This is a genomic window from Bacillus sp. 103mf (genome assembly GCF_900116295.1).
In the GTDB taxonomy this organism is placed as follows: Bacteria; Bacillota; Bacilli; order Bacillales; family Bacillaceae_G; genus Bacillus_A; species Bacillus_A bruguierae.
In genome coordinates, this window is record NZ_FPAF01000004.1 from 279,272 (window position 1) to 301,079 (window position 21,808).

23 protein-coding genes are annotated in these 21,808 nt (G+C 32.6%); 9 read left to right on the top strand and 14 right to left on the bottom strand.

The features are described 5' to 3' along the window. Positions 1-367: 367 nt before the first annotated feature. The 4 genes from BM350_RS13390 (at position 368) to BM350_RS13405 (ending at position 5,682) form a co-directional block, all read left to right on the top strand. A complete protein-coding gene (locus BM350_RS13390; protein WP_090914602.1) occupies positions 368-1,330 on the top strand; it encodes an AAA family ATPase in 963 nt (320 codons plus the stop codon). Continuing rightward, a complete protein-coding gene (locus BM350_RS13395; RefSeq protein WP_090914601.1) occupies positions 1,330-2,544 on the top strand; it encodes a DUF58 domain-containing protein in 1,215 nt (404 codons plus the stop codon). The genes BM350_RS13390 and BM350_RS13395 overlap by 1 nt, the downstream gene beginning before the upstream one ends. Beyond that, complete coding sequence (locus BM350_RS13400) at positions 2,541-4,757, top strand: transglutaminase TgpA family protein (protein ID WP_090914599.1); 2,217 nt, start codon at positions 2,541-2,543, stop codon at positions 4,755-4,757. Before BM350_RS13395 ends, BM350_RS13400 begins: the two co-directional genes overlap by 4 nt. Before the next feature lie 355 nt (positions 4,758-5,112). Further along, complete coding sequence (locus tag BM350_RS13405) at positions 5,113-5,682, top strand: dihydrofolate reductase family protein (RefSeq protein ID WP_090948250.1); 570 nt, start codon at positions 5,113-5,115, stop codon at positions 5,680-5,682. Between the two features lie 269 nt (positions 5,683-5,951). Here BM350_RS13405 and BM350_RS27550 read toward each other — a convergent pair whose 3' ends face one another. The 4 genes from BM350_RS27550 to BM350_RS13425 form a co-directional block, all read right to left on the bottom strand. Then, positions 5,952-6,362, bottom strand: a complete 411-nt coding sequence (locus BM350_RS27550; RefSeq protein WP_244547997.1) for a hypothetical protein — start codon at positions 6,360-6,362, stop codon at positions 5,952-5,954. A gap of 49 nt (positions 6,363-6,411) precedes the next feature. Next, positions 6,412-6,882, bottom strand: a complete 471-nt coding sequence (locus BM350_RS13415) for a DinB family protein (protein ID WP_170857707.1) — start codon at positions 6,880-6,882, stop codon at positions 6,412-6,414. A 247-nt stretch (positions 6,883-7,129) separates the two neighbouring features. Further along, complete coding sequence (locus BM350_RS13420; RefSeq protein ID WP_090914593.1) at positions 7,130-7,687, bottom strand: isochorismatase family protein; 558 nt, start codon at positions 7,685-7,687, stop codon at positions 7,130-7,132. Between the two features lie 200 nt (positions 7,688-7,887). Then, entirely contained in the window at positions 7,888-8,931 is a 1,044-nt protein-coding gene (locus BM350_RS13425) for a serine hydrolase domain-containing protein (protein ID WP_170857708.1), read from the bottom strand. Between the two features lie 286 nt (positions 8,932-9,217). Between BM350_RS13425 and BM350_RS13430 the strand changes: the two genes are divergently transcribed. Further along, on the top strand, positions 9,218-10,147 hold the full coding sequence (locus BM350_RS13430; protein WP_090914591.1) for a GNAT family N-acetyltransferase: 930 nt from the start codon (positions 9,218-9,220) through the stop codon (positions 10,145-10,147). Between the two features lie 152 nt (positions 10,148-10,299). Here BM350_RS13430 and BM350_RS13435 read toward each other — a convergent pair whose 3' ends face one another. From BM350_RS13435 to BM350_RS13455, 5 genes are all read right to left on the bottom strand, one after another. Next, a complete protein-coding gene (locus BM350_RS13435) occupies positions 10,300-10,731 on the bottom strand; it encodes a hypothetical protein (protein WP_090914589.1) in 432 nt (143 codons plus the stop codon). Then, positions 10,728-11,609: an aminoglycoside 6-adenylyltransferase gene (locus BM350_RS13440; RefSeq protein ID WP_090914587.1), complete on the bottom strand. Its 882-nt coding sequence runs from the start codon at positions 11,607-11,609 to the stop codon at positions 10,728-10,730. Before BM350_RS13440 ends, BM350_RS13435 begins: the two co-directional genes overlap by 4 nt. A gap of 430 nt (positions 11,610-12,039) precedes the next feature. Next, on the bottom strand, positions 12,040-12,459 hold the full coding sequence (locus tag BM350_RS13445) for a GNAT family N-acetyltransferase (protein ID WP_003210015.1): 420 nt from the start codon (positions 12,457-12,459) through the stop codon (positions 12,040-12,042). Between the two features lie 184 nt (positions 12,460-12,643). Then, positions 12,644-13,084, bottom strand: coding sequence for a GNAT family N-acetyltransferase (locus tag BM350_RS13450; RefSeq protein ID WP_090914585.1), 441 nt, complete (start codon positions 13,082-13,084; stop codon positions 12,644-12,646). A gap of 111 nt (positions 13,085-13,195) precedes the next feature. After that, positions 13,196-14,539, bottom strand: a complete 1,344-nt coding sequence (locus tag BM350_RS13455; protein WP_090914583.1) for an aminotransferase-like domain-containing protein — start codon at positions 14,537-14,539, stop codon at positions 13,196-13,198. A 125-nt stretch (positions 14,540-14,664) separates the two neighbouring features. On the opposite strand from BM350_RS13455, the gene BM350_RS13460 reads away from it, so the two are divergent. Beyond that, a complete protein-coding gene (locus tag BM350_RS13460; protein ID WP_090914581.1) occupies positions 14,665-15,597 on the top strand; it encodes a DMT family transporter in 933 nt (310 codons plus the stop codon). A gap of 92 nt (positions 15,598-15,689) precedes the next feature. Here the strand turns inward: BM350_RS13460 and BM350_RS13465 are convergent, their stop codons facing one another. Continuing rightward, the gene (locus tag BM350_RS13465; RefSeq protein ID WP_090914579.1) at positions 15,690-16,103 is read right to left on the bottom strand and encodes a carboxymuconolactone decarboxylase family protein; all 414 of its coding nucleotides are present in this window, start codon (positions 16,101-16,103) and stop codon (positions 15,690-15,692) included. A gap of 121 nt (positions 16,104-16,224) precedes the next feature. Between BM350_RS13465 and BM350_RS13470 the strand changes: the two genes are divergently transcribed. Together BM350_RS13470 and BM350_RS27555 are read left to right on the top strand one after the other, a co-directional pair. Next, positions 16,225-16,665 carry an Lrp/AsnC family transcriptional regulator gene (locus BM350_RS13470; protein ID WP_090914577.1) on the top strand — a complete coding sequence of 147 codons (441 nt, stop codon included), beginning with the start codon at positions 16,225-16,227 and terminating at the stop codon, positions 16,663-16,665. A gap of 323 nt (positions 16,666-16,988) precedes the next feature. Beyond that, on the top strand, positions 16,989-17,231 hold the full coding sequence (locus BM350_RS27555) for a DUF4183 domain-containing protein (protein ID WP_244547998.1): 243 nt from the start codon (positions 16,989-16,991) through the stop codon (positions 17,229-17,231). Positions 17,232-17,275: 44 nt separating this feature from the next. Here the strand turns inward: BM350_RS27555 and BM350_RS13480 are convergent, their stop codons facing one another. After that, positions 17,276-17,560, bottom strand: coding sequence for a DUF4183 domain-containing protein (locus BM350_RS13480; RefSeq protein WP_090914575.1), 285 nt, complete (start codon positions 17,558-17,560; stop codon positions 17,276-17,278). A 351-nt stretch (positions 17,561-17,911) separates the two neighbouring features. Beyond that, positions 17,912-18,100 carry a hypothetical protein gene (locus BM350_RS13485; protein WP_244547999.1) on the bottom strand — a complete coding sequence of 63 codons (189 nt, stop codon included), beginning with the start codon at positions 18,098-18,100 and terminating at the stop codon, positions 17,912-17,914. Positions 18,101-18,297: 197 nt separating this feature from the next. Between BM350_RS13485 and BM350_RS13490 the strand changes: the two genes are divergently transcribed. Next, positions 18,298-18,609 carry a DUF3784 domain-containing protein gene (locus tag BM350_RS13490; RefSeq protein ID WP_090914571.1) on the top strand — a complete coding sequence of 104 codons (312 nt, stop codon included), beginning with the start codon at positions 18,298-18,300 and terminating at the stop codon, positions 18,607-18,609. Positions 18,610-18,809: 200 nt separating this feature from the next. On the opposite strand, the gene BM350_RS13495 is transcribed toward BM350_RS13490, so the two are convergent. Further along, positions 18,810-19,682 carry an AraC family transcriptional regulator gene (locus BM350_RS13495; protein ID WP_090914569.1) on the bottom strand — a complete coding sequence of 291 codons (873 nt, stop codon included), beginning with the start codon at positions 19,680-19,682 and terminating at the stop codon, positions 18,810-18,812. Between the two features lie 878 nt (positions 19,683-20,560). Beyond that, positions 20,561-21,781, bottom strand: a complete 1,221-nt coding sequence (locus tag BM350_RS13500) for an MFS transporter (RefSeq protein ID WP_090914567.1) — start codon at positions 21,779-21,781, stop codon at positions 20,561-20,563. Positions 21,782-21,808 lie beyond the last annotated feature (27 nt).

The window sequence follows — 21,808 nt, forward strand, 5'->3', positions numbered from 1 at the left end:
ATGACACTCTCAAGCTTTCCTAAGGTCTTGAGTAAAAGGTACTAGGAGAAATCAGTAACACTGATATTAGGTAGAACTAAAAATAATAATCTGAATATTTACGAAATTAAGGATAGGATTTCCTTTGGATATATCGAAATTATAAAGTATGTCATTATGTTTTTTATATTTAAACTTTTTCTATACATGATCAAAGGCTTCCTAGCCAAAATATAGGTTTCAATTTTTAACTTATATAATACAAATGCTAATTATTTCTTAGATTACTATTCTACTGCAATAAACCGAAGAAAACTCATTTCTTTAACTTAATTTCTATTTCACAGTAAATGAACTAGAAAACGATTATAAAATTAGGAGGATTACGATGACGCAACTTGATACACTACATCCAATTGTAGAAAAGATCATAAACAATATTGAAAAATTGATGGTAGGAAAACGAAAAGAAACGATCCTAACTTTGACAGCTCTCTTAGCTGAAGGGCATGTTTTATTAGAAGATGTTCCCGGTGTCGGAAAAACAATGTTAGTCCGCGCCCTTTCTAAATCCATTGATGCCGATTACAAGCGAATTCAATTTACACCTGATTTACTGCCGTCAGATGTAACAGGTGTTTCTATTTATAATCCAAAAGAATTACAATTTGAGTTTAAACCAGGGCCAATTATGGGGAATTTCGTTCTTGCTGATGAAATTAATCGTACATCACCGAAGACACAATCGGCCTTACTTGAAAGTATGGAGGAAGGTAGTATCACAATAGATGGCATCACAAGACTGTTACCAAAACCGTTCTTTGTAATGGCGACGCAAAATCCGGTCGAATATGAAGGAACATATCCTTTGCCGGAAGCTCAGCTCGATCGTTTCTTATTGAAGCTAAAAATGGGTTATCCTACTCCAGAAGAAGAATTTGAAATTTTAAATCGTATGGAAAAAACAAATCCTCTCTCCCGTTTACAGGCTATTATTACAATAGAAGAATTATTGAAATTACAACTATGCACACGGGAAGTATGTATAGACAAAGAAATCAAACATTACATTGTAAAACTTGTCACTCAAACCCGGTCTTATAATTCCATACAGCTAGGTGCAAGTCCACGTGGCTCTATTGCTTTAATGAAGGCTTCACAGGCTTTTGCATTCATCCATGGTAGAAATTATGTTATTCCAGACGACGTTAAATTTTTAGCGCCCTACGTTTTAGCTCACAGACTTATTCTCAAAATGGAAGCGAAATTTGAAGGTATAACGGGAGAAAAAGTTATCGCAAAAATCGTTGCCCGTACTTCCGTACCGACTCAAAGGACGATGAACCTTTGATGAAACGACTACTGCGAGCAATTTATCATGTTGCCAAGTTGTTGTTGATCCCTCTATTCCTTGTCTTAACATTTGTATATGCTATGCTGCAAGGAGGGTTTGTAAGTTGGTTTTTGTTTTACAGTACGATTCCTTTCAGCCTTTACTCATTACTACTTCCCTTCTATGCCTTACGGGACGCTGAAGTGAGACGAATAACGAATCAAAAAGAATATTTGGCGGGAGAACAATTTTTAAGCACTATTACAATAAAAAGAAAATTCCCTTTCCCCTTACTTTATTTAGTTGTAGAAGATGAACTGCCGCCACAATTTACAAATTATAAACAAACAAAGGCGAATAAGGTAATACTATTTCCAGGGTTAAAACGAAGTATTTCGTTTCAATATGTCATCGATACAATTCCTAGAGGAGAGCACACTTTTTCGAGCATACGTGTAAAAACTGGCGATCTATTCGGTATTATGGAAAAAGAGACATTTTTTTCAGTTCCTGATACATTTTTAGTCTATCCCAAGTATGTAGATATAACTTATCGACAATTGGAAAATCATTTTGAACAAGGAGCACTTTCAGCAAATATAAATTTAACAAAAGACTCTACAGTCTCTGTCGGTGTCAGAGAATATAAACCTGGTGATCGTTTTTCATGGATTGATTGGAAAGCAACTGCACGAACAAACAATATAATGACGAAAGAGTTTGAGCAACAGCGCAGCCATAATATCATGATATTCATGGACAGAACCCCATCTTCCCTATTCGAATCAGTTGTTACGTTTACTGCCTCTATTGTAAGGGCTGTCTTGAAGCAAAATTCACCAGCGTCATTCGTGTCTGTCGGAAAAGAACGAACTGTATTCCCTTTAGATAATGGAGATACTCAGTTGCAACAAATCTTTTGTCATTTAGCGAAAGTACAAGCAGACAGTATATTCCCGCTCTCTCAAAGTGTAGAAATGGAATTAAGAAAAATGTATCAGCCAATCACTACTATACTTGTCACAAGCGATCTTTCTCTCGATATTCAAAAAGCAGCTGATTGTGCAGCGATAAAAAATAGAAAATTAATAGTGTTCGTCGTAAAAGAAAAAGCAAATCAACTCTCACATCGAGAACTAAGTATACTAGAAACTCTACAAAAACGAAAAATAATGGTAAAAGTGGTTTATGAAAACCGTTATACGAACGTGTTTTTTGAGGTGAGCAAATGAAAACATTACAAGTGAAAAATCAATGGGATATGAGTAGATTCTTTATACATATATGCGGATTTTTTCTTTTACTAGAGTGGGTAAGGCCGCTTATAGGTATTACAAATGTAGGTAGACTAGATATTTTTGTAATATTTATAGGAATTTGCTTCACTCTCTCTTTTTTTCAAACGAAGTGGCAAATTCCAATTAAGGTTGTAGCAATTTTATTCATTATTCATTCCTTATATTATAAAAATGCCTTTATAAATCCATCTTGGCTCACAACATTCTTTTCTGATATTTCTCAAAACTCCTCCCTGTTTTTTCAGGGAAATTTGCTAGATATTTCTCCAGTTTTTCCGACATTCTTATTTTTTCTATCATTCTGGTTTTTGAGTTCTTTCATCTCTTTTTGGATGATTCATAAAAAACGCGGATTGTTATTTCTTATTTTGACTATCATTTATATCTCGACTTTTCATAACTTACATTTATACAATTCAAATTATGCGATTATTCGTACCGTTGTCATCGGCTTTTTTATGCTAAGCCTTCTTCAAATTGAACGGATAAAAGCAAGTGAACAATTACAACATTATGCTAGACATCTTACAAAATTACTTAGACCTCTTGCGATATTTATTGTATTGTCCACAACCATTGCATACTTTGCTCCAAAATTCGGCCCTCAATGGACCAATCCGATGACTTTTTTAAAATTCAAAACATCTGAAGCAAATGAGAAACCAAAAGTTTCTAAAATCGGGTACGGTTTAGATGACTCGCAATTAGGCGGTCCTTTTGAGGCAGATCATACAATTGTTTTTACAGCGCAAACGCAAAACAAACAATATTGGAGAGTAGAAACAAAAGACTTTTATACGGGAAAAGGCTGGGAAGTTTCTGAAAAGCCGAAAAAAATTTCTTTTAAAAATAAAAATGACGTCATGAGCTGGTACGAACAAAACATAAAAATGGAGACAACCGCAGCAACGATTACTATGCAAAAAAGTTATCCTCACCTTATTTATCCAGCAGGATTAGTATCAGTTGAGGCTATTTCTGACATATCATACAGCGTTGATCCATTTTCAGAAAAAATTTATACAATGAACGGAGACTCTTCTACTACTTTAAATTCGTATAAAGTAACCTATGAGACCCCGCAGTTTTCCATAGAAAATTTGAAAGCTGTAAAACCAAATGAAGGTCATGAAACAAGTTCTTATTTCAGAACTAAGTATACACAGCTTCCCGAATCATTACCACAGCGAGTAAAAGACTTGGCTGTCAATCTTACAAATGATAAAGACAACCGCTATGATAAAGTATTAGCTATTGAAAATTACTTAACAGACAATTCTTTTGTATACGAAACAATCAATGTCATGGTGCCTGCCAAAAACCAAGATTATGTAGATCAATTCCTTTTCGATACAAAAAGAGGATACTGTAATAATTTTTCGACGTCTATGATTGTATTACTACGTTCCGCCTCGATTCCAGCTCGCTGGGTAAAAGGCTATACAGAAGGAACTCTTGACAATACATTAGGTGATAACGTTTATAAAATCGCAAACAATAACGCACACTCTTGGGTCGAAGTATACTTTCCAGGATACGGATGGATTCCGTTCGAACCAACAAAAGGATTTACCAATCCATATTATTTTATAAATAACGCTCCAGCTTCTACTTCGCAAAATAGCGAAGTAATCAACTCTAACAACGAACAAATGCAGCAGCGGAACAATGAAGCAAAACTTAAAAGTTTAATAGAAAATACAGAAGAAGTTTCTACCAAAAAGATTACAAATTCTAAAAAAGAATTTTCTTGGTGGTACGTATTCCTCTCTACTATACCAATGAGCATCATAGGGTACATTCTCTTTACCACTAGAATGAAATGGCTTACATTTTTTGTGATTTTTTTCTATAAATACCGAAAAGGTGATGCCGTTTATCCAAAAGCCTACGATGCACTTTTAAAACAATTTGCGAGAATCGGTATACCCCGAAATGAAAGTCAAACATTACGAGAGTACGCACTCCGTATCGACACGCTTTACAGTTCGACTGATATGCAACAACTTACTCTCAGTTATGAGAATGCTATGTATCAAAAGGAACAGGGCGCAGCCGAGTGGAACAAATCCGTACAATTATGGGAAGTGCTTATGAAAAAAGCAGCCTCTATGCCTAAATCAACTGACTTCGATGCAGTAATTTAATTTTTTAACAAAGTGGTTTTAAAATCCTTATGAATACAGCTTAAGAAAGTTATACCGTTTGTAAAAAAGTTGCACCGTTTTCCCCCTTTGGATATGGTTATCTAAAGGGGTGTTTTTATAGTAAAAAAGAAAAGAGCATCTGAATTAAAAGACCGGTTAAGGAACTGTTGAGTGACAATAAGTTGTTCCGTTAAAGGGCCATATTCTTAAATGAATTGTGGGAATAATGGCAATTTGAGATGATTGTTATTCAGTTAAAGAGCAGGTTAGTTTAATAACATCAGCAACTTTATTCAGAATTCACAAAAACTTGACAGGAGAAACAATATCTAAATGATTAAAGGGAGGAAGAATTATGTCCAATAACGTAAAACCAAGAAGAATAATTTTAGATTTAGCAGTTACTTTAGATGGTTTTATTGAAGGAGAAAATGGGGAAGTTGATTGGTGCATCATGGACTCTGAGATGGGGTTTATTAATTTCTTAAATCAAATTGATACTATTTTATATGGAAGAAAAAGCTACGATTTATGGGGACGATTTACTCCGGAAATTGAAGATACTGATACTGAAAAAGAAATTTGGGAACTAGTTCATAGCAAAGAAAAATATGTGTTTTCCAAAACACAAAAAGGAACTGATAATAAAGCAATATTCATAAACGACAATATTTTTGAAGAAGTAAATAAATTAAAGAATAAGCCTGGTAAAGACATCTGGCTATATGGTGGAGCAAGTCTTATTACAACTTTTATCAATTTAGGGCTTGTTGATGAATTTAGATTATCTGTTCACCCCATTATTTTAGGAGAAGGAAAACCGTTGTTTATTGATATAAAACAGAGGATGAATTTAAAAATGATTAATACAAGAACGTTCTCCTCTGGCGTTGTGCAACTAATCTATCATTCGAATGGGAATTAATAATATTGCGCATTTCAAAGATAACATACAATAAAGTGAAACTTCCGTCAGTAGAGGTTTTCTTCATCCCCCACTGACGGAAAGCCCTCACCAATCGGGCTTTTACGGGCAGTTATCCCCCATTTAACGTGCCTATATGTAATTCATTTAAAGGATATAAAGAATAAAAAGGCTCTAATATTGAATAAGAATATAAAGGGCGGAACTTATTTAAAGATTTTTGAAACTTTTTACTTTTAGGTAATCGGTTAGAAGAAGATAGCCAATTTCTAATCTCCTCCTCCGCCATCTCCTGAACTGCCACATCCACTATCACCGCTACTATCACATCCATTATCACTATCCCAATATCCCCATGATGAATCTGAAGAGCCATTTCTCGATTTTTTTCCTTTATTTATATTGTTATTAGTCTTATTGTCTTCCTCGAACAGTACAAACAATGCAAGATATAGAAAAAGTAATACCATCATTACCAGAAAAATTATTATCGAATCCAAAAAACGAGTTGGTTTAACAAATAAAAATAAACTTCCACATATACATGCTGCTGTTATTCCATATATTATTTTAGCTATCAATCTTTTAGACGAATTGATTTCCGGGGCCATTTTTTGCATTTTAATAGCCTGCTGCCTTTGATTATATTTTCTCTGTTTTCTTTTTCTTTTTTTACTCATATTTTCCCTCATGTTTCTTTTTTTAGCCTTATTAATATTTATAACTAACTTAATTGTCTCTAAAGTTTAAAAATCCTTTAATTTGCTTTATATGATAGATGTCATGTTCCACCATTCCTCTGAAATATTTATCCACTGTCATTTCATTTGACCCTATATGGAAAATCCCCTCTAAATCGCTATCGGCTAACGAATCTAATAATCTTTGTCTTGTTTCACAGACCTCTTGAATTAATTGTACCTTACTAATTCCTGAATGTGCATATCCCTTCGCCAGCCTATTCATGTCTTCTACATTCACTTTAGATTTTGGAAGTATCTCTCCATTCACCATACCTTCAAGACGTTCTTCTAAAATATATCGATCCCAATACATGAAATGAGAGATAATTGCAGCCGTTGACCATTTCCCTTCACAAATAGGACTAAAAAATATCGTTTCATTTACTGCCTCTAAAGAAGTGAGGAAAGGGATTAACTGATTTAATTCTCTTCTAACGCAATGAGTTGACTTTTCCAAAGTTTTCCTCTCCTTTTGTAAAATTACAATAAATATATTACATTCTAATGTTTGAAACACATATAACCCCGTTCTAATTTTAAGACCGGGTTATACGTGTTTCATTTTGGTGAAAAATACTTCACCACATTTTAAAATATAACAATAACGCCGTTTACATATAAGTTGGGATCTTCCATAATCACGTCTGATTATCGAAGCTCAATAATTTTTTTGCGCTTTTCAAATGAAGTGGACAAATGGCGATTTACCGGTAATTGTCATGGATTGGTTGAAACAAATCTTCCTGGGTAGTCCGAACAACAGAAAAATTGTCAACATTGTAATGACCATGAAGTATTTCATTATGATGACTTATGATATTTTCAGCAGATAGAATTGAAGAATCTGTCGTCGAATGACCATCTCCAACTAAAGTAACATCAAAATGATTCACCGTTGCAGTTCTAACCGCCGTGTCAATACAGTGTTCTGTTTTACATCCCATAATAACAAGATGCTCAATCTCGTTTTCCTTTAAAAAATCCATTAATGGTGTACCATAAAACGCATTTGTAGCTGCTTTATCAACTATTTTTGCAGTGGCTGGCACTTTTACTTTCGGGTGTATTTGAAACCCTGGACCTTTTCCTTCAGCAACATCTTTATCCCTTATAAAGACGATTAAAGCCTGTGATTCTATTGCCTTATTAATAACTAAGTTAATGTGATCTAATAATACTTCTTTATTAAACACACTTTTCGTTTCATTATTACCATCAACTAATTCTTGCTGGACATCAATAATAAGCAAAGCTTGGTTCAATAGAAAAACTCCTTTTCCTTATAATTTTTACATGTGTTCTCCATGCCTTTCTTCATTTTCATATCCATAATATCGCCTCCCTTATCTTTTAATTTATTTCGTTATATAAATATAAAATCCTCTTTTTAAACCGGATATCATTTGAAAATTTTTTCCTTTTGTTATTCAACTATATGGTCCTTTAATCAAATAATGTTTGATCATCTCTCAAAAATAATTTCTTCAATCCCCTTCATTACTTCAAAGGCTCCTGAACTTTTGTTTGAAGATACTACTATTTTGATTCCTGACTTAGGATAAAAAGCTGAATGGAAACTCACGCCAGGGTCATATCCCATTACATGATATTTAATTATAGATTCTTCACTTTTAGTGATCCAAAGTCCATACCCATAATCTACCCCATCTTTAACATGGGTTTGTGAATTCAAAAGTATTTCTGTACATTCTTTACTCAAAAGTTGATGATTAAACAATGCTTCCCAAAATTTGATCATATCTGATGATGTGATAAAAGCCCCCCCATCAGCTCCACCTTTTATCGGAATAGAGTAGATATTCGTTCTCCATGTTCCATCTTTATTATCTATGTACCCATAGGCAGTGTTTTTAGGGAGTTGATCTAAAGGAAAATATCCTGAATCATTCATTCCACATCGTTGGAAGAGATTTGATTCAATATAGTTGGTAAAAGAAAGTCCTGATTGTTGTTCTACGATTAAACCTAAAACAATGAATCCAGCATTATTGTAGTGGAATTTCTCTCCAGGTTGGAACATCATGTTCCCCTTTTGAAATAAAGGGAGAAAATCTTTTACGTCATTTAAAAGATACATAGATGTTTGTTTCCAAAGGTCTTCAAAGTTATCCATTACTTGTTCATCAAAATAGTCTGGTATTCCAGAAGTGTGAGTCAAAAGGTGATGAATTGTTATGTCTTTGTTAAAATGCGGGAATTTTATGTTTAAACAATCTTCAAGACGAGTTTCAAATGAAAGTAAGCCTTTTTCAACAAGTTGGCAAATAGCAACAGCTGTAAACAACTTACAGCCAGATGCAATTCCAAAGCGTGTATGAACAGTATTCAATTTTTTATCAGCCCTATTCGCATAACCAAATGCCGATTCAAATAAGACTTCATTGTTATCCTTGATGTAAATAGCTCCAGAAAATTGTTCATCTATTATGTTATGAATTGCTTTAGTAAGTTTTAAAGCTCGATTGCTCAAAATAATCCCCCTCATTCTATTAAATGAATGTTATTCGTTTTGTCTTTTCTCCCTCATTAATAGGTAGTAATGTATTATTCCCCATTTCAATACGAATTTCCTTTTACTCATTAATACTATGAAGAAAGATTCGTTCGTTTATTATAGAGACGAATATCCTCTCTTTTTATACATACTAAAATATAAACAAAATATTTGAATGTTTAAACGATCCAAGCAGGCCAACTGAAAACTAAAGATTGTTTTTTATGGTAATATAAGGATTGAAGACAACCTATTTTAGTTTAAAGGAGACGTTTAAATGTCAGCAATAAGGATTGAGAAGGCATCTATTATAGACGCTGAAACATTAACAGAGATTTCAAAAAAGGCCTTTAATGAAGAAACAAAAAAATGGTTCCCAAATCAAGAGAATATAATTGACTATAACATTCAGCCACCAGGGTATGCTTCAATTGAAATGACCAAGTATATGATTAAAGAGTTAAATTACTTCAAAATTCTATACAACGAAATGATTGTGGGTGGAATTATTGTCACGATTTCAGGTCAGTCTTTTGGGAGGATAGACCGTATTTTTGTAGACCCTAACTCTCAGGGGAAAGGCATAGGGTCAAAAGTCATAACTTTGATAGAACAAGAGTTTTTAAATGTGAGGACTTGGGATCTTGAAACATCTAGTAGACAAATCAACAACCACTTCTTTTATGAAAAAATGGGATATAAAACAACCTTTAAAACAGAAGATGAATATTGTTACATAAAGAGAATAGAAACTTCATCAAGAATAGAAAACTTAGTTGAAAATGAGGATATTTCAGATACCCAGTATGAAAGCTGCAATATGGCTAAGACGGAGTGTTATCAGGTAACTTTAAAAGACAGTTCTTTTAGCAACAGTAACATGATGAGCAGCCATATTAACAACTGTAATCTTAGTCATTCAAAGTTCCATAATATAAATTTTAGAAACACATTGTTTGCCGATTTAAATTTTTCTAACAGTGAAATGGCCTTAGTGACTTTAGATGGGGTTCGTTTCGTTGATACAAATCTTGGAGAAGAAGATAATCCAATTACGTTTAAAAGATGTAATCTTAAAGGTAGTAAAATAACTCATAGTAACCTTAGGGATGTGGAAATACAGCAAAGTGATATAACAGGTATGAAGATAAACAACATCCCTGTTGTGGATCTTCTTGAGTTGTATTATCAAGTAAATAAAAAGTAATCAATTATGAAGAGCATGTTTTGAAAAAAGATTGATCAAAACATGCTCTAAATTATTGTGATAGATTAATTTATTTATAGGCTCTGTTAAACAATATTGTTGATTTTTAAAAATTATAAAGAACTTCTAAATGATGAAGTCCTTTAAGCTCATTAAATTCCTAAAACGGAAATGAACTTAGTTGAAACACTTTTTTCCTCTATCCACGATTGGAATTCGGTAATCATCGAGAAAAGTTGCTTTATGTTTGTATCATAGTTTTCCATAAACTCTTTCTCAGAATAGGTGAACGGAAATCCTAAAACATCTTTCAATGAATGTGGATTAGGATTATTAACCAGAAATTGTTTCATTTTTTCCAATTCCTTATTAATTAGCTTCCAATTATCTGTATCTATCTCATTAAAAGCATAATAATCAAATTTCTCATAGCACCTTTCAAAGGCAGGCATAATATAGCCAAAGTTTTCTTCTGTAAAGAAAATAGAAGAAGTATTCCAGCACTCACCTTTATACTTGTCAGGGAGAATCTCTATATAACAAGAGCCTTCGAGGGTACTGGCATCATAGATTATTTCAATCATTTAATCACCCCTTTATCAGAAGGTAAATCTCTAACATGTTTAAGATATTTAGTCATATTTCTATCATCATCAATTGGGTATGTGAAATTAAAGTGTTCAGCGACATCTTTGGATAAGATTCTAAATAATTCACAAGTAACAAATATTGATTCCCATATATTTTTATAATCAGAATTAGAATAGGTTTCTTTGTACATTTTCCAATATGATTCTGGAAGATATTCCTTAAAATATTTCCCTAACTTTCCTGGTGAAACTTGAAAATCTTCTTGTATTCCAATCCACCAAGTAACCATTTTATCCAAAGAATCTCTCGTCGTATATTCAAACATTAGTTTTGCATATGGGAGTTCATCACGCCAAATTCCTTTTGCAACATTTTGTAAACACCACCAGAAATTGTTTGTATAGCTATCGTATTCACTTTTGGACGGCTTTTTGACATGGTAATCTATATCGGTAGGATAAGGAATTGCTGGCAAAAGATTATCTTTGTCCATTAAGGGAAGAGTGAGCTTATCTTTTTCATACTCTTCAAACATAACTTCTTTTGTTTGGATACGAAGGTCTATGCGATTTCCATCTGTAAAGAGCATTAAAAAACCATAAGACCTAGTAAAATCAAACTCAATTCCCCTGCCAAAATCACTTTTGTCAGGTTCTTGCATCATTATTAAATCTCCAAAAGCATGAATCCATGTCTTATCCTTTATAAAAGGTGCTGTTTCTGTCACAACATAAACAACATCATAATCCTGAAACATATCTTTTGGTACATTTGGGTTTGTTCGTGAACCATTCATATAGACTGCTCGAATACGTTCATCTTCCTTGGCCATGTTTATTATAAGGTCCATCATTTCTTGTTCATTTCTCATCTAATTCCCCTCCGAATATATAGTTAGTTTTACATAAAAATTCAAAATGGAGGGGCTCGTGGATGGTATAAACCTAATCTCATAATTTATAATTTATTTAAGATTTTTTTCATCTAGCCTTCCTTTCCTATTTAGAGATAGCTTTTTTATAAGTTATTTCAACATTTTTTCCTAGATTCCTTTTTAACATTTTTAACCAATATGTCAAACAAGATCCTAAAGGGGTACCGTCAGGAAATTGCAGTTTTACAACGCTAAGGAGGTTTCAACCCATTAAAAAAATCGATCTCTTAACCAAAAAATCGACTTTTTTTATTTGTTCTTATTCAACTAAAGCCTCCGTTAGCTTAATAAGGAAAAAAGGTTACTAGAAGAATAATGGTTTTTATGTTGATTCATGTCTTCTTCTAAAATTTCAAATTTATTATGTCTATTTTTTTGAAATTACAGTAAACATCCCCGTCATGTTGGGTGAGTAATCTTTAAAATCATATTTTTCATAGAATGATTTCTTACCTTGTGATGCAAACAAACCAATAAACGCTTTATCTGGGGCATTCCGATTTAAGTATTCAACCAAAATATTCATTATTTCCTTTCCAATACCATTCTTTTGATAATCTGGATGAACCACTATATCTTGAATATAGAAATAGATAGCCCCATCGCCAACAATTCTCCCCATACCCACAATTTGATCATTATCATTGACTGTGATGCAGTGAATAGAATTTTGAAGTGATGTTTCCACCACTTCAAAATTCATATAATTAGTCCATCCCACAGAGTCACACAAATATTTGTATTCTTCCAATGTTGGAATGTTATTTTTAATCTCATATTTCTTCAAAATGTATCCTCCAAGACTTTAATTTCACCCAATAAAGTATATTCGACACAGTTTTATCTAATCCTCTTACTAACTTAACCTGCCCCTGTTAAGTTTTCCGCTTAACGTTGTAAATCCGCATAAACTTGACGCTATTCCCTAAAGAAAAAAAGACAATTTCTTGTACACTAAGGAATCGACATTTTTATGTTCTTTCTATACTAAAGCGCTTGTTAGTTCGTAATTCGTTTCTAAATTCACATAGAAAACGTTCTACACCTGGATACTTTTCACCAAGACTTGTTATCTCAAAACCGTATTTCCGATAAAATTCCACTGCATCATTATCAGTCTCAGCATAAATTAATGGATATTTATTAGAGATATAATTAATCATATTGCTACCAATACCTTTATCTCGTTGAACTGAAGATACTGCAATATGTTTAATTTCACATTCTTTTACACTAATAATTTCAATGCCTATACAACCAACAATTTCTCCCTCAAGCTCCAAACTATATAATTTTCGATTTAATAATTTTGAATATTTTCCATATTCTTGCTCCACTTTAAAATCTGATGTGGCGAAGGATAAAAGTTTCCTTATAGATGGATGAATCGTTTTCGAATTAACTTCTTTCATAAACATCACCTTTTCTAAAGCACCCGTTAAATTTAAGTACATTTCTTCATAATCTTTTTTATCTTAACATAAATATCCATTTCGAAAAAATATAATAATTCCACCTTTAATTTATATACGTTTCAATTCATCAATAATCTTATATACCCCCTCTTCAATCCTTTCTGTTTTTACATTCGACACATTCAATTTTAATATTTTTTCTTTTGGAAACGAAGATAAATAATTTTTCTCAATCGAATCTAGTAATAGTTTGTTTTGTAGTAACTTTCGAATAAGCGGTTGAACGATAACCTTCTTATTTAGAATGATATGTGTATGCACACACGGCAAATTTGTATCGTGATATTGAAATAACTGTTTGTTCATACTACTCCATTCTTTCAAAGAAGCCACTAATCTCTTGGATCTTTCGTAATAGGAATCACGAATTTTTTGTTTATGCCGATCAAACATACCGCTCTTTATGTAAACTTCTAGAGCTGCTTGTGAAATCATCGAGCTATCGATATCTAGTAATTTTTTATAAGTAAAGAAGTTTTCAGCTAAACAATTAGGTATCACTGCAACACCAACTCGGAGTCCTGGAAAAATAATTTTAGAGTAACTTTTCAAATAAATAACATGGGAGGAATCATCATAACTATACATCGGATCTGCTTTAGCATCTCTTTCTAAATCCGCTAAATAATCATCTTCCACAATAAACACATCATACTTCTTCGCTAAACGGACAATAGCTTCCTTTTCTTTCTTAGAATACGATGTTCCTAATGGATTATGAAATCTCGGCATTGTATAAAAGAATTTAATATCTTCTGTTCGAAATATATGTTCTAATTCTTTTAAGTCGATCCCTTCGGCTGTTCGTTCTATGCCACTCACAGGAATGCCATGTGTTTCTAAATATTCGATAAACAAATGATAACTCGGCTGTTCAATTAGAATCGTTTTCTTTTTATTTGGAAACGGAATATAAGTTAACAAAGATAATGCCTGCTGAACACCTGATGTAATAAAAATATTTTCTTCATTGGTAAATACTTGATAGTTTGTTAATTGCCTTTGAACAACTCGAATTAACGAAGGCAATCCCTTTGGAGTTCCGTATATAAATAAATCATTTTTATATGTATCAATTGCTTTATTCATGCAATGCTGAAAATCTAAATATGGAAAAACATCCGGATCAGGTGCAGATGTTGCAAAATCTATGACACTACTATACCTAACATGATTTTCGTTTGTTTTTTTCACAACATAGTATCCACTTTTCGAAACGGAGTATATCATATGTCTTTTTTCTAACTCTTGAAGCGCACGGATAATGGTACTTTTCGTGCATTGATAACGCGCACTTAAAAATCGAATAGAAGGTAATTTATCTCCTTCTTTTAATTCACCAGTTTGAATTAACTTTTCTAAATCATTAAAAACAATTAAATATTTATACACGCTTACACCTCTATATATTTTTGTACCGGTACAGATTGTATTTATTTGTATTGTAGCACCCACAAGAAAACATTACCATTTACATATACTGGCCAGTAAGAAAATTGATGATACGAGGTGTGATTATGACACAAATAAAAAAAGCATACGCCGCAGCCATTCTTTATACATTCATTATTGGTTTTTCATTTATGTTTGTAAAACTAACTTTTACAATCACGGGACCATTGGATACATTAGCTCATCGATTTACCGTTTCTTTTCTAACCGCATCTATTCCAGTAATATTCGGTTTGATCAAATTAAATATTACATTTAAAAATATGCTTTCTATTTTACCTGTAGCCATTTTATATCCAGCTTTATTCTTTACTTTTCAAGCATTTGGATTAGTGTATACATCTTCTTCTGAAGCAGGAATTATTCAGGCTACCATTCCTATCTTCACAATGGTATGCGCCTCTTATTTTTTAAAAGAACGAACAACAATTTGGCAAAAACTATCCCTTCTTTTATCTGTATCTGGTGTGATTTTCATTTTTGCTATGAAAGGATTAGGCTCTCATACTACCAGTTTTACGGGTGTTATACTTATTCTTTTATCAGCATTATCATCAGCTGGGTATAACGTTCTAGCACGAAAGATGACAAAACAATTTCGACTAATCGATGTAACGTATATGATGACTGTAATTGGATTTGTTTCCTTTAATACGCTGTCTATTGGAAATCATATTGCAGCTGGAACGATGCATCTCTATTTTCAGCCCTTTACAAGCTCGTTATTTCTAGTTTCCATCTTATATTTAGGAATCCTTTCTTCACTGTTAACAGCATTCCTATCAAATTACGCTTTATCCATTGTAGAAGCATCAAAAATGAGTGTATTTAGCAATGTATCCACTTTAATTACGATGTTCGCTGGTGTAATTTTCTTACAAGAAGAGCTCACGTATTACCATATCATCGGAGCAGTCATGATTATTCTCGGGGTAATAGGTACTAACTTTTTAGATGAAAAATTTGTGTCAGTGAAGAAAAAAAACGTTAGTGTGTAAAAGAAAAGCATGTTTTGAATCTATTCAAAACATGCTTTCAATAATGTTACTAATATTTTTTTAAAAAGGATACTCCATTACATATTTTATAATTACTCTAATGCTTCTAATTTCAGCATCGCACCAAAATATTGCGAAGCAGTGGTAAAAGCAATACATGCACACAGCTCACTTATTTCTTCTTCACTAAAACATTCCCTCAAAATGGCAAAAGTTGAATTTGATATCTCTCCCTTTTGCTTTAAAAACACTTCCGCAAATCCTACTGCAGTAGATATTTTTTCATTAAACTTATCAAACTCAGGTTTTCCTTTCGCTTTACAGTACTCACAGCCATTACTTTGTGCTAACGTTCTCCTTACTTGTTCCTTTAACTCAGCAGAGAGCAGTCCATCTTTTTCTAAAACATCTCCCAAATGAGACCACCCTTTCATCACTTCTATGTTATGCCCTAAAAGTCTTTGAAATGGTGATTCCCCAAAATTTGATTCAATAATTCTTGCCATTTAAAGCACCTCCTTGTTATATTAATTATAAAAAATAATATTATTAAATCACATTAAATTAGAAACAAATTATCTAAAAATACTTTAAATAATTAACAAAAGAAAGAGGATTTATTTAAAAATGAAAATAGATAATATTGATAAAAAAATAATAGATGAATTACATAATAATAGTCGTTTATCAATGAGTGAAATTGGAAGGAGAGTTAATTTATCTTCACCATCCGTAACAGAACGTGTAAGACAAATGGAGTCATTTGGAATAATTAAAAGATATACTTTAGAAATTGATTACGAGAAATTAGGTTTACCTATTCAATGCATAATTGAAGCAACAGTTAAAAATGGAGACTATAAATCGTTTAAAAATTATATAGAGAAACTTCCTAACGTAGAATTTTGTTACCGTATAGCAGGAAATGCTTGTTACATGCTAAAAATGCAATTTGAAAATTTCGCCAAAGCGGAGGAATTCATTGAAGATGTAAATCCATTTGCACATACTGTTACACATTTTATTTTTTCACCAGTTCAAACAAATTTACGAATGAATACGGACTAAACATTCACCTAAAAATTACTTACGCTTATTAAACTATCCTGAATCTTTAGTGAAAGAACCCAAAAAGATTTAGTTAATAAGATTAGGGCTTGCCTAGTTATATACACATTTCCCCATTCTGCATATAGTAAGAATATACTCATATGTTTGTATAAAAGGTGGTTATTATTTTGAGATTTTCTTCTAAAAAAAAGGGGTCACCTTGTTATTTTCCATGCGCTCTTCCTCTTCCTCAACCAGGACCAGTAGGCCCTGAGGGCCCTCAGGGTCCTCAGGGTCCTCAAGGCCCCCCTTTTCAAGGTCTAGTTTCTGTTAAAAATCTAATGTTTTTTACAGTCTCTGATGGTACAAAACTTGTATATAAAAATGTTGATGGTTTACCTCAACTTGGAATTACAGAAATTTTAGCACCAGAACAAGTGTCATATATGAATTTGTTTATAAACGGTATGTTACAATCAACGAATTCTTATGACGTACAATCAGGTACATTGACACTACTTACCGATGAAGTTCCACCAGCTGGGACTCCTATCACACTTCAATTTATTTTAATTAATCAATAAAAAGCGGATTCTTTTAAAAGAATCCGCTTTTTTATTGCAAAGTGTTAGTTTACAACAAATTCAATCGTCACTGGAACACCAGGATCTAAAGCATCTGCATTAGGAATTGTAATAGCTGCTGTAGTTACACTGGAATCACCTGCAGCTTGTAATTGTCCGTTCAAATATAAATTATAATATGCAAATGATGAAGGAAATGCCGTAGCAGCACCACCAGCATCATTCGTACAGGCAGTTGCTAATATATTGAAAGTTGCACCTGCTCCTGTTCCAGCACTAATTGTTGAATTAAACCTTCTACTAGTCATAAATGGTTTAATAATAGCCAATGGATTTCACTCCTTTCATTTTTCAATAGAGTAGGGTTTGTCCTACTCTATATACTATTCAAATCTTTTATTTTGAAAACGGCATATTACTTAATTATCTTGTTTTTGGGTATGAGTGCAATGGCTGGGGTGAAGCGAGGAGCTAGCCCCTTCTAGTGTCATAAAAATATGAAGTAAGAGGTATTTCACTCAGTTCTTGTTTCTTTTTAATTAGAAATAATTTCAAATTTGAAACATAGTAGAAGAACAAAGAAGGGTGCTAATTAAACAAAGTTATAAAATGCTGTTGCTTCTCCTACCATTCAAAAGCAAGTAAACCCATAGTTTCAATCCCTTTTCTCATGAGTATATTTAAGTTGTTTTAAGAGTAGATGTATTTAGTACAAATTCCTGAATTACACGCTTCAATTCATCTTTGTTTTCTAAATAAGGATGATGTTTATCTTTTAATATAGTAATAGACATGTTAGGGAACTTAAATTTTTTATAGTGATCTGGTCCAATAGCATCATCATAGGGGTACAGGTGCATGCTCATCAACTTAAGAGGCTCATTGTTCCCCAAAATGAAAAAATGAACTAAATTTCCATGAACAACTATGAAGAAATACAATTTTCGTTTTGGGGATACTCTAAAATATTAGCTTGATGGTGATGGGGTAGCACCAAGCGAATTTCGTACGGTAAGCATTTAGAATAATAACCTTTTATGGTAAAATTATGAAAAGGGCGGTGAATATGATGGCTGGATTGGGAATTTGTACGATTGTTAGTTTAATTATAATAATAAGTGGTTACCAAATTCATATAAAAAAACGTTTATCTCTTATTGCTGGATATCAGGAAGAAACTTTTATTGGTGATAAAAATAAACTAGCTAAATTATTCGGTATATTTGCTTACATTGTAGGAATTGCAACCTTTCTACTCCCTTTTGGATTAGAAAACTTTGGAGATATTGCGGGTATCATCTATGCAGTATGTATATGTGGAGGCGTAATAATAGTTTTGATATGGAAGCAATTCTTGAATAATATAAAGCAACAATAAAGTTATTTAATTTTAAGACTTCAAACTAGCATAACCCCCGTTCTGATTTTAGGACGGGGTTAAAATATTAGTTGTTTAATTTTTGATGTAAAATACTTACTGCACTTGAAAATATAAGAATAAAGTCGTTTAAATTGAAGGGGTCTTCAACAATCGCTCCCGATTCTAAAATAGTACGCTGACTTTCTAATTGATTATAATTACTTTTTTAAAATCGGTATCCATATTTCGCTTTTGAGAGTTGGTGAGGTTACATCTTTATTCTCATTCCACAGGACTTCTGGACCTTCTATTTGTTCATAATTTGAGGATGGAAACCATTCGGAATAAATGCGTCCCCATACATCTTGCAGCGTATCTGGAAATGGTCCGATTGCTTCAAATACAGCCCATGATAAAGCAGGAACTTCAAGCTGTATTAGGTTATCAGGACACGCTTTAGTTGTTGCCACACCAATATAATGGTCAAGCCCCCCTTTTTCCTCCATCCTGCCTTCAGAAAAGTTCGTGGATGCATTAATAAGTCCCATAGGCTCGACATTAGAAAGTTTTTTTAATTTATTTATCATTTCGCTGTCCAAATTTCCCCACATAGAGGCGATTTCCGGATTAACCCCTTTGAAAATAATAGGAACTCTTTTCTTAATACCAACGATGCGAAATGCCCCTTTTTCTTCAATTCGATAGTTCATTTCACTTCCTCCTTTGATTGATAAATGGAAGGTCATTCGTGGGTAAGCTTTAAGTGAATGACCATTATTTCTAGCTTCTGACGGTGTTATGCCATGCAAACTTTGAAAAGCCCGTGCAAAAGAATCTGGTGAATTGTAGCCGTATTTCATTGCAATGTCAATGACCTTTACGTTGCCACCTTTAAGCTCAAATGCTGCCAGAGTAAGCCTTCTGCGACGGATGTATTCCGATAGTGAAATACCTGCAAGGAAGGAAAACATCCTTTTAAAATGGTATTCGGAGCAGAAAGCTAGCCTCGCTACTTCTTTAAAGTCAATATCATTGGTAAGATTTTCTTCAATATACTTTAATGCTCCATTCATGTTTTTAAGCAAATCCATTTATATGACCTCCTTTATCAAAAGAATAGCAGGAATTGAATGTATCCATCCGACTTTTCATGCACAATTATGTAGGGTTAACTCACAAGTAATAAAACGTATTATTCAATAAAATGTCGCGATTGTGAAATAACAGAATGAGGATTTTTAAATAACTTTATTGTAAGTTTAACATCTTTATTTGTAATTAAACGACTTTATTGTAAATTGACAAATAAACCATGTTAAGAAAAAGGGTCTAGCATATCCAGACTCTTTTTTAATTTTTTAGCAAAGCAAAACTGAAAGCGGACGTTTAAGGAACTTTATTTATTTCTAACGAAACTGACAGAAATACAATCAAAAACCAGTTCCAAAACTCATTGCCAAAAACAAAGTACCATAACAAATATTAAATACCATTTATGGGACATTCTTAACGTACGGTAAAAACAAGTTTTTTAACTAAAAAAATCTTTAGCGTACGAAATTTGCGTTTTGTTGGCGAGACCTCTGTATGCAATTTATCATTTGAAAACTGCGCAAATGATCTCCTAAAGTTACAAACTTTGTTGTAAAGGTATTTGGTAATCTTTTTGGTAATTATTTTTGGTAAACGATAATCCTAATAGAATCAAAGACAAGTGAAGCAGTAATCATTCGTTACAAAAATACTGGCTTTTGGTAATAGCATGTATTAACATAGCATTACTTTATTCAGCAATCGGGACATATAATTGAACAACATCCTATGCCTTATTGCATAATCTTATTTTTGTCATAGGCAAAACGAATAAAGATAAGAAATAATAGTGATTAATTTGCTCCTGATGTAGAAGATAATGCTAATACTACCCCAAAATTAGACTTTGACTCTAACTTTTAGAGGACATTGATAATTAGGACATGTATTTGTTTTTGGTTTTTGATAAATTTATTGTATTATTTTTTATTAAATGAACTAATAAGGCGATTAAAGGAAAAGTTGTTCCAATGAGTAAAGTTACTTCACTATTAAATTTATAGTAAGTATAACTTCCAATCCATGAACCAAAAGCTCCTCCCAAAAAGAAAATAGTCATATATAATCCATTAAGTCTGTTTCTTATCTCGGGATTCAAACCAAAGATAACTTTTTGACCTAATAATAAATTTCCTGATATACCAATATCAATGCCAATGCCCGAGATAAGTATTAAAATTACACTAAATAGTGAATGATCTTGAACAAAAAATAATAGTATGATAGATAATAGTACGAGCGCCATTGATACATTAGTCATTATAAAAATATAACCTTTATCTGCTATTTTACCAATAGTAGGAGTTAATAAAGCTCCAGCTATTGCAACAAAGCCAATTAATGCAATTTCATTATTTGAAAAATGTAATGGCTCAGACCTTAATAAAATTGGAATAACTGTCCAATAAAGACTAAATGTTGCAAATAAACATGCGTGATAAAAAGCTCTTTGTTGTAAAGGAGAAGTATTTATTAGTAGTTTTACCATAGAAGCTATTAAATTTGGATATGACATGTTACTAGTCGATACTACTTCATAGTTGGGCAAAAATTTTATAATTAACAGTAATATGGCAACTAGGGTTATTAATGAAAAAAGAAATACCATTCTCCAGCCAAACCAGTCAGCTATTCCGATAGATAATGGGCGAGCAATCATAATCCCAATCAATAGACCACTCATCACTTTACCCACATATTTACCTGTCTCTTCAATAGGCACAATCCTCATTGTTAGTGGAACTAACATTTGAGCCGCACAGGATCCAATGCCAATTATAGTTGTTAATATTAAAAAAACAATTCTATTTGTCGAAATTAGCGTACCAATTAATGAAATAATAGTTAGCCCGATAAGAATTCCTATTATTTTCTTACTTTTAAATAAGTCAGCCATTGGTACGATAAAAAACAAGCCCAATCCATACCCAATTTGTGTCAAGGTAGTGAGCAATCCAGATAAATTAGAAGAGATGTTCAGATCTTTTGCAATGAATTGTACAATTGGTTGTGCATAATAAATATTTGCAACAAGTGAACCACAACTAATTGCCAAAATAAATATTAGAAAATTTGTCTTTTTAGTCAACTTTATCATTCCTTTTGTTTATTTTTATTTTTTCGG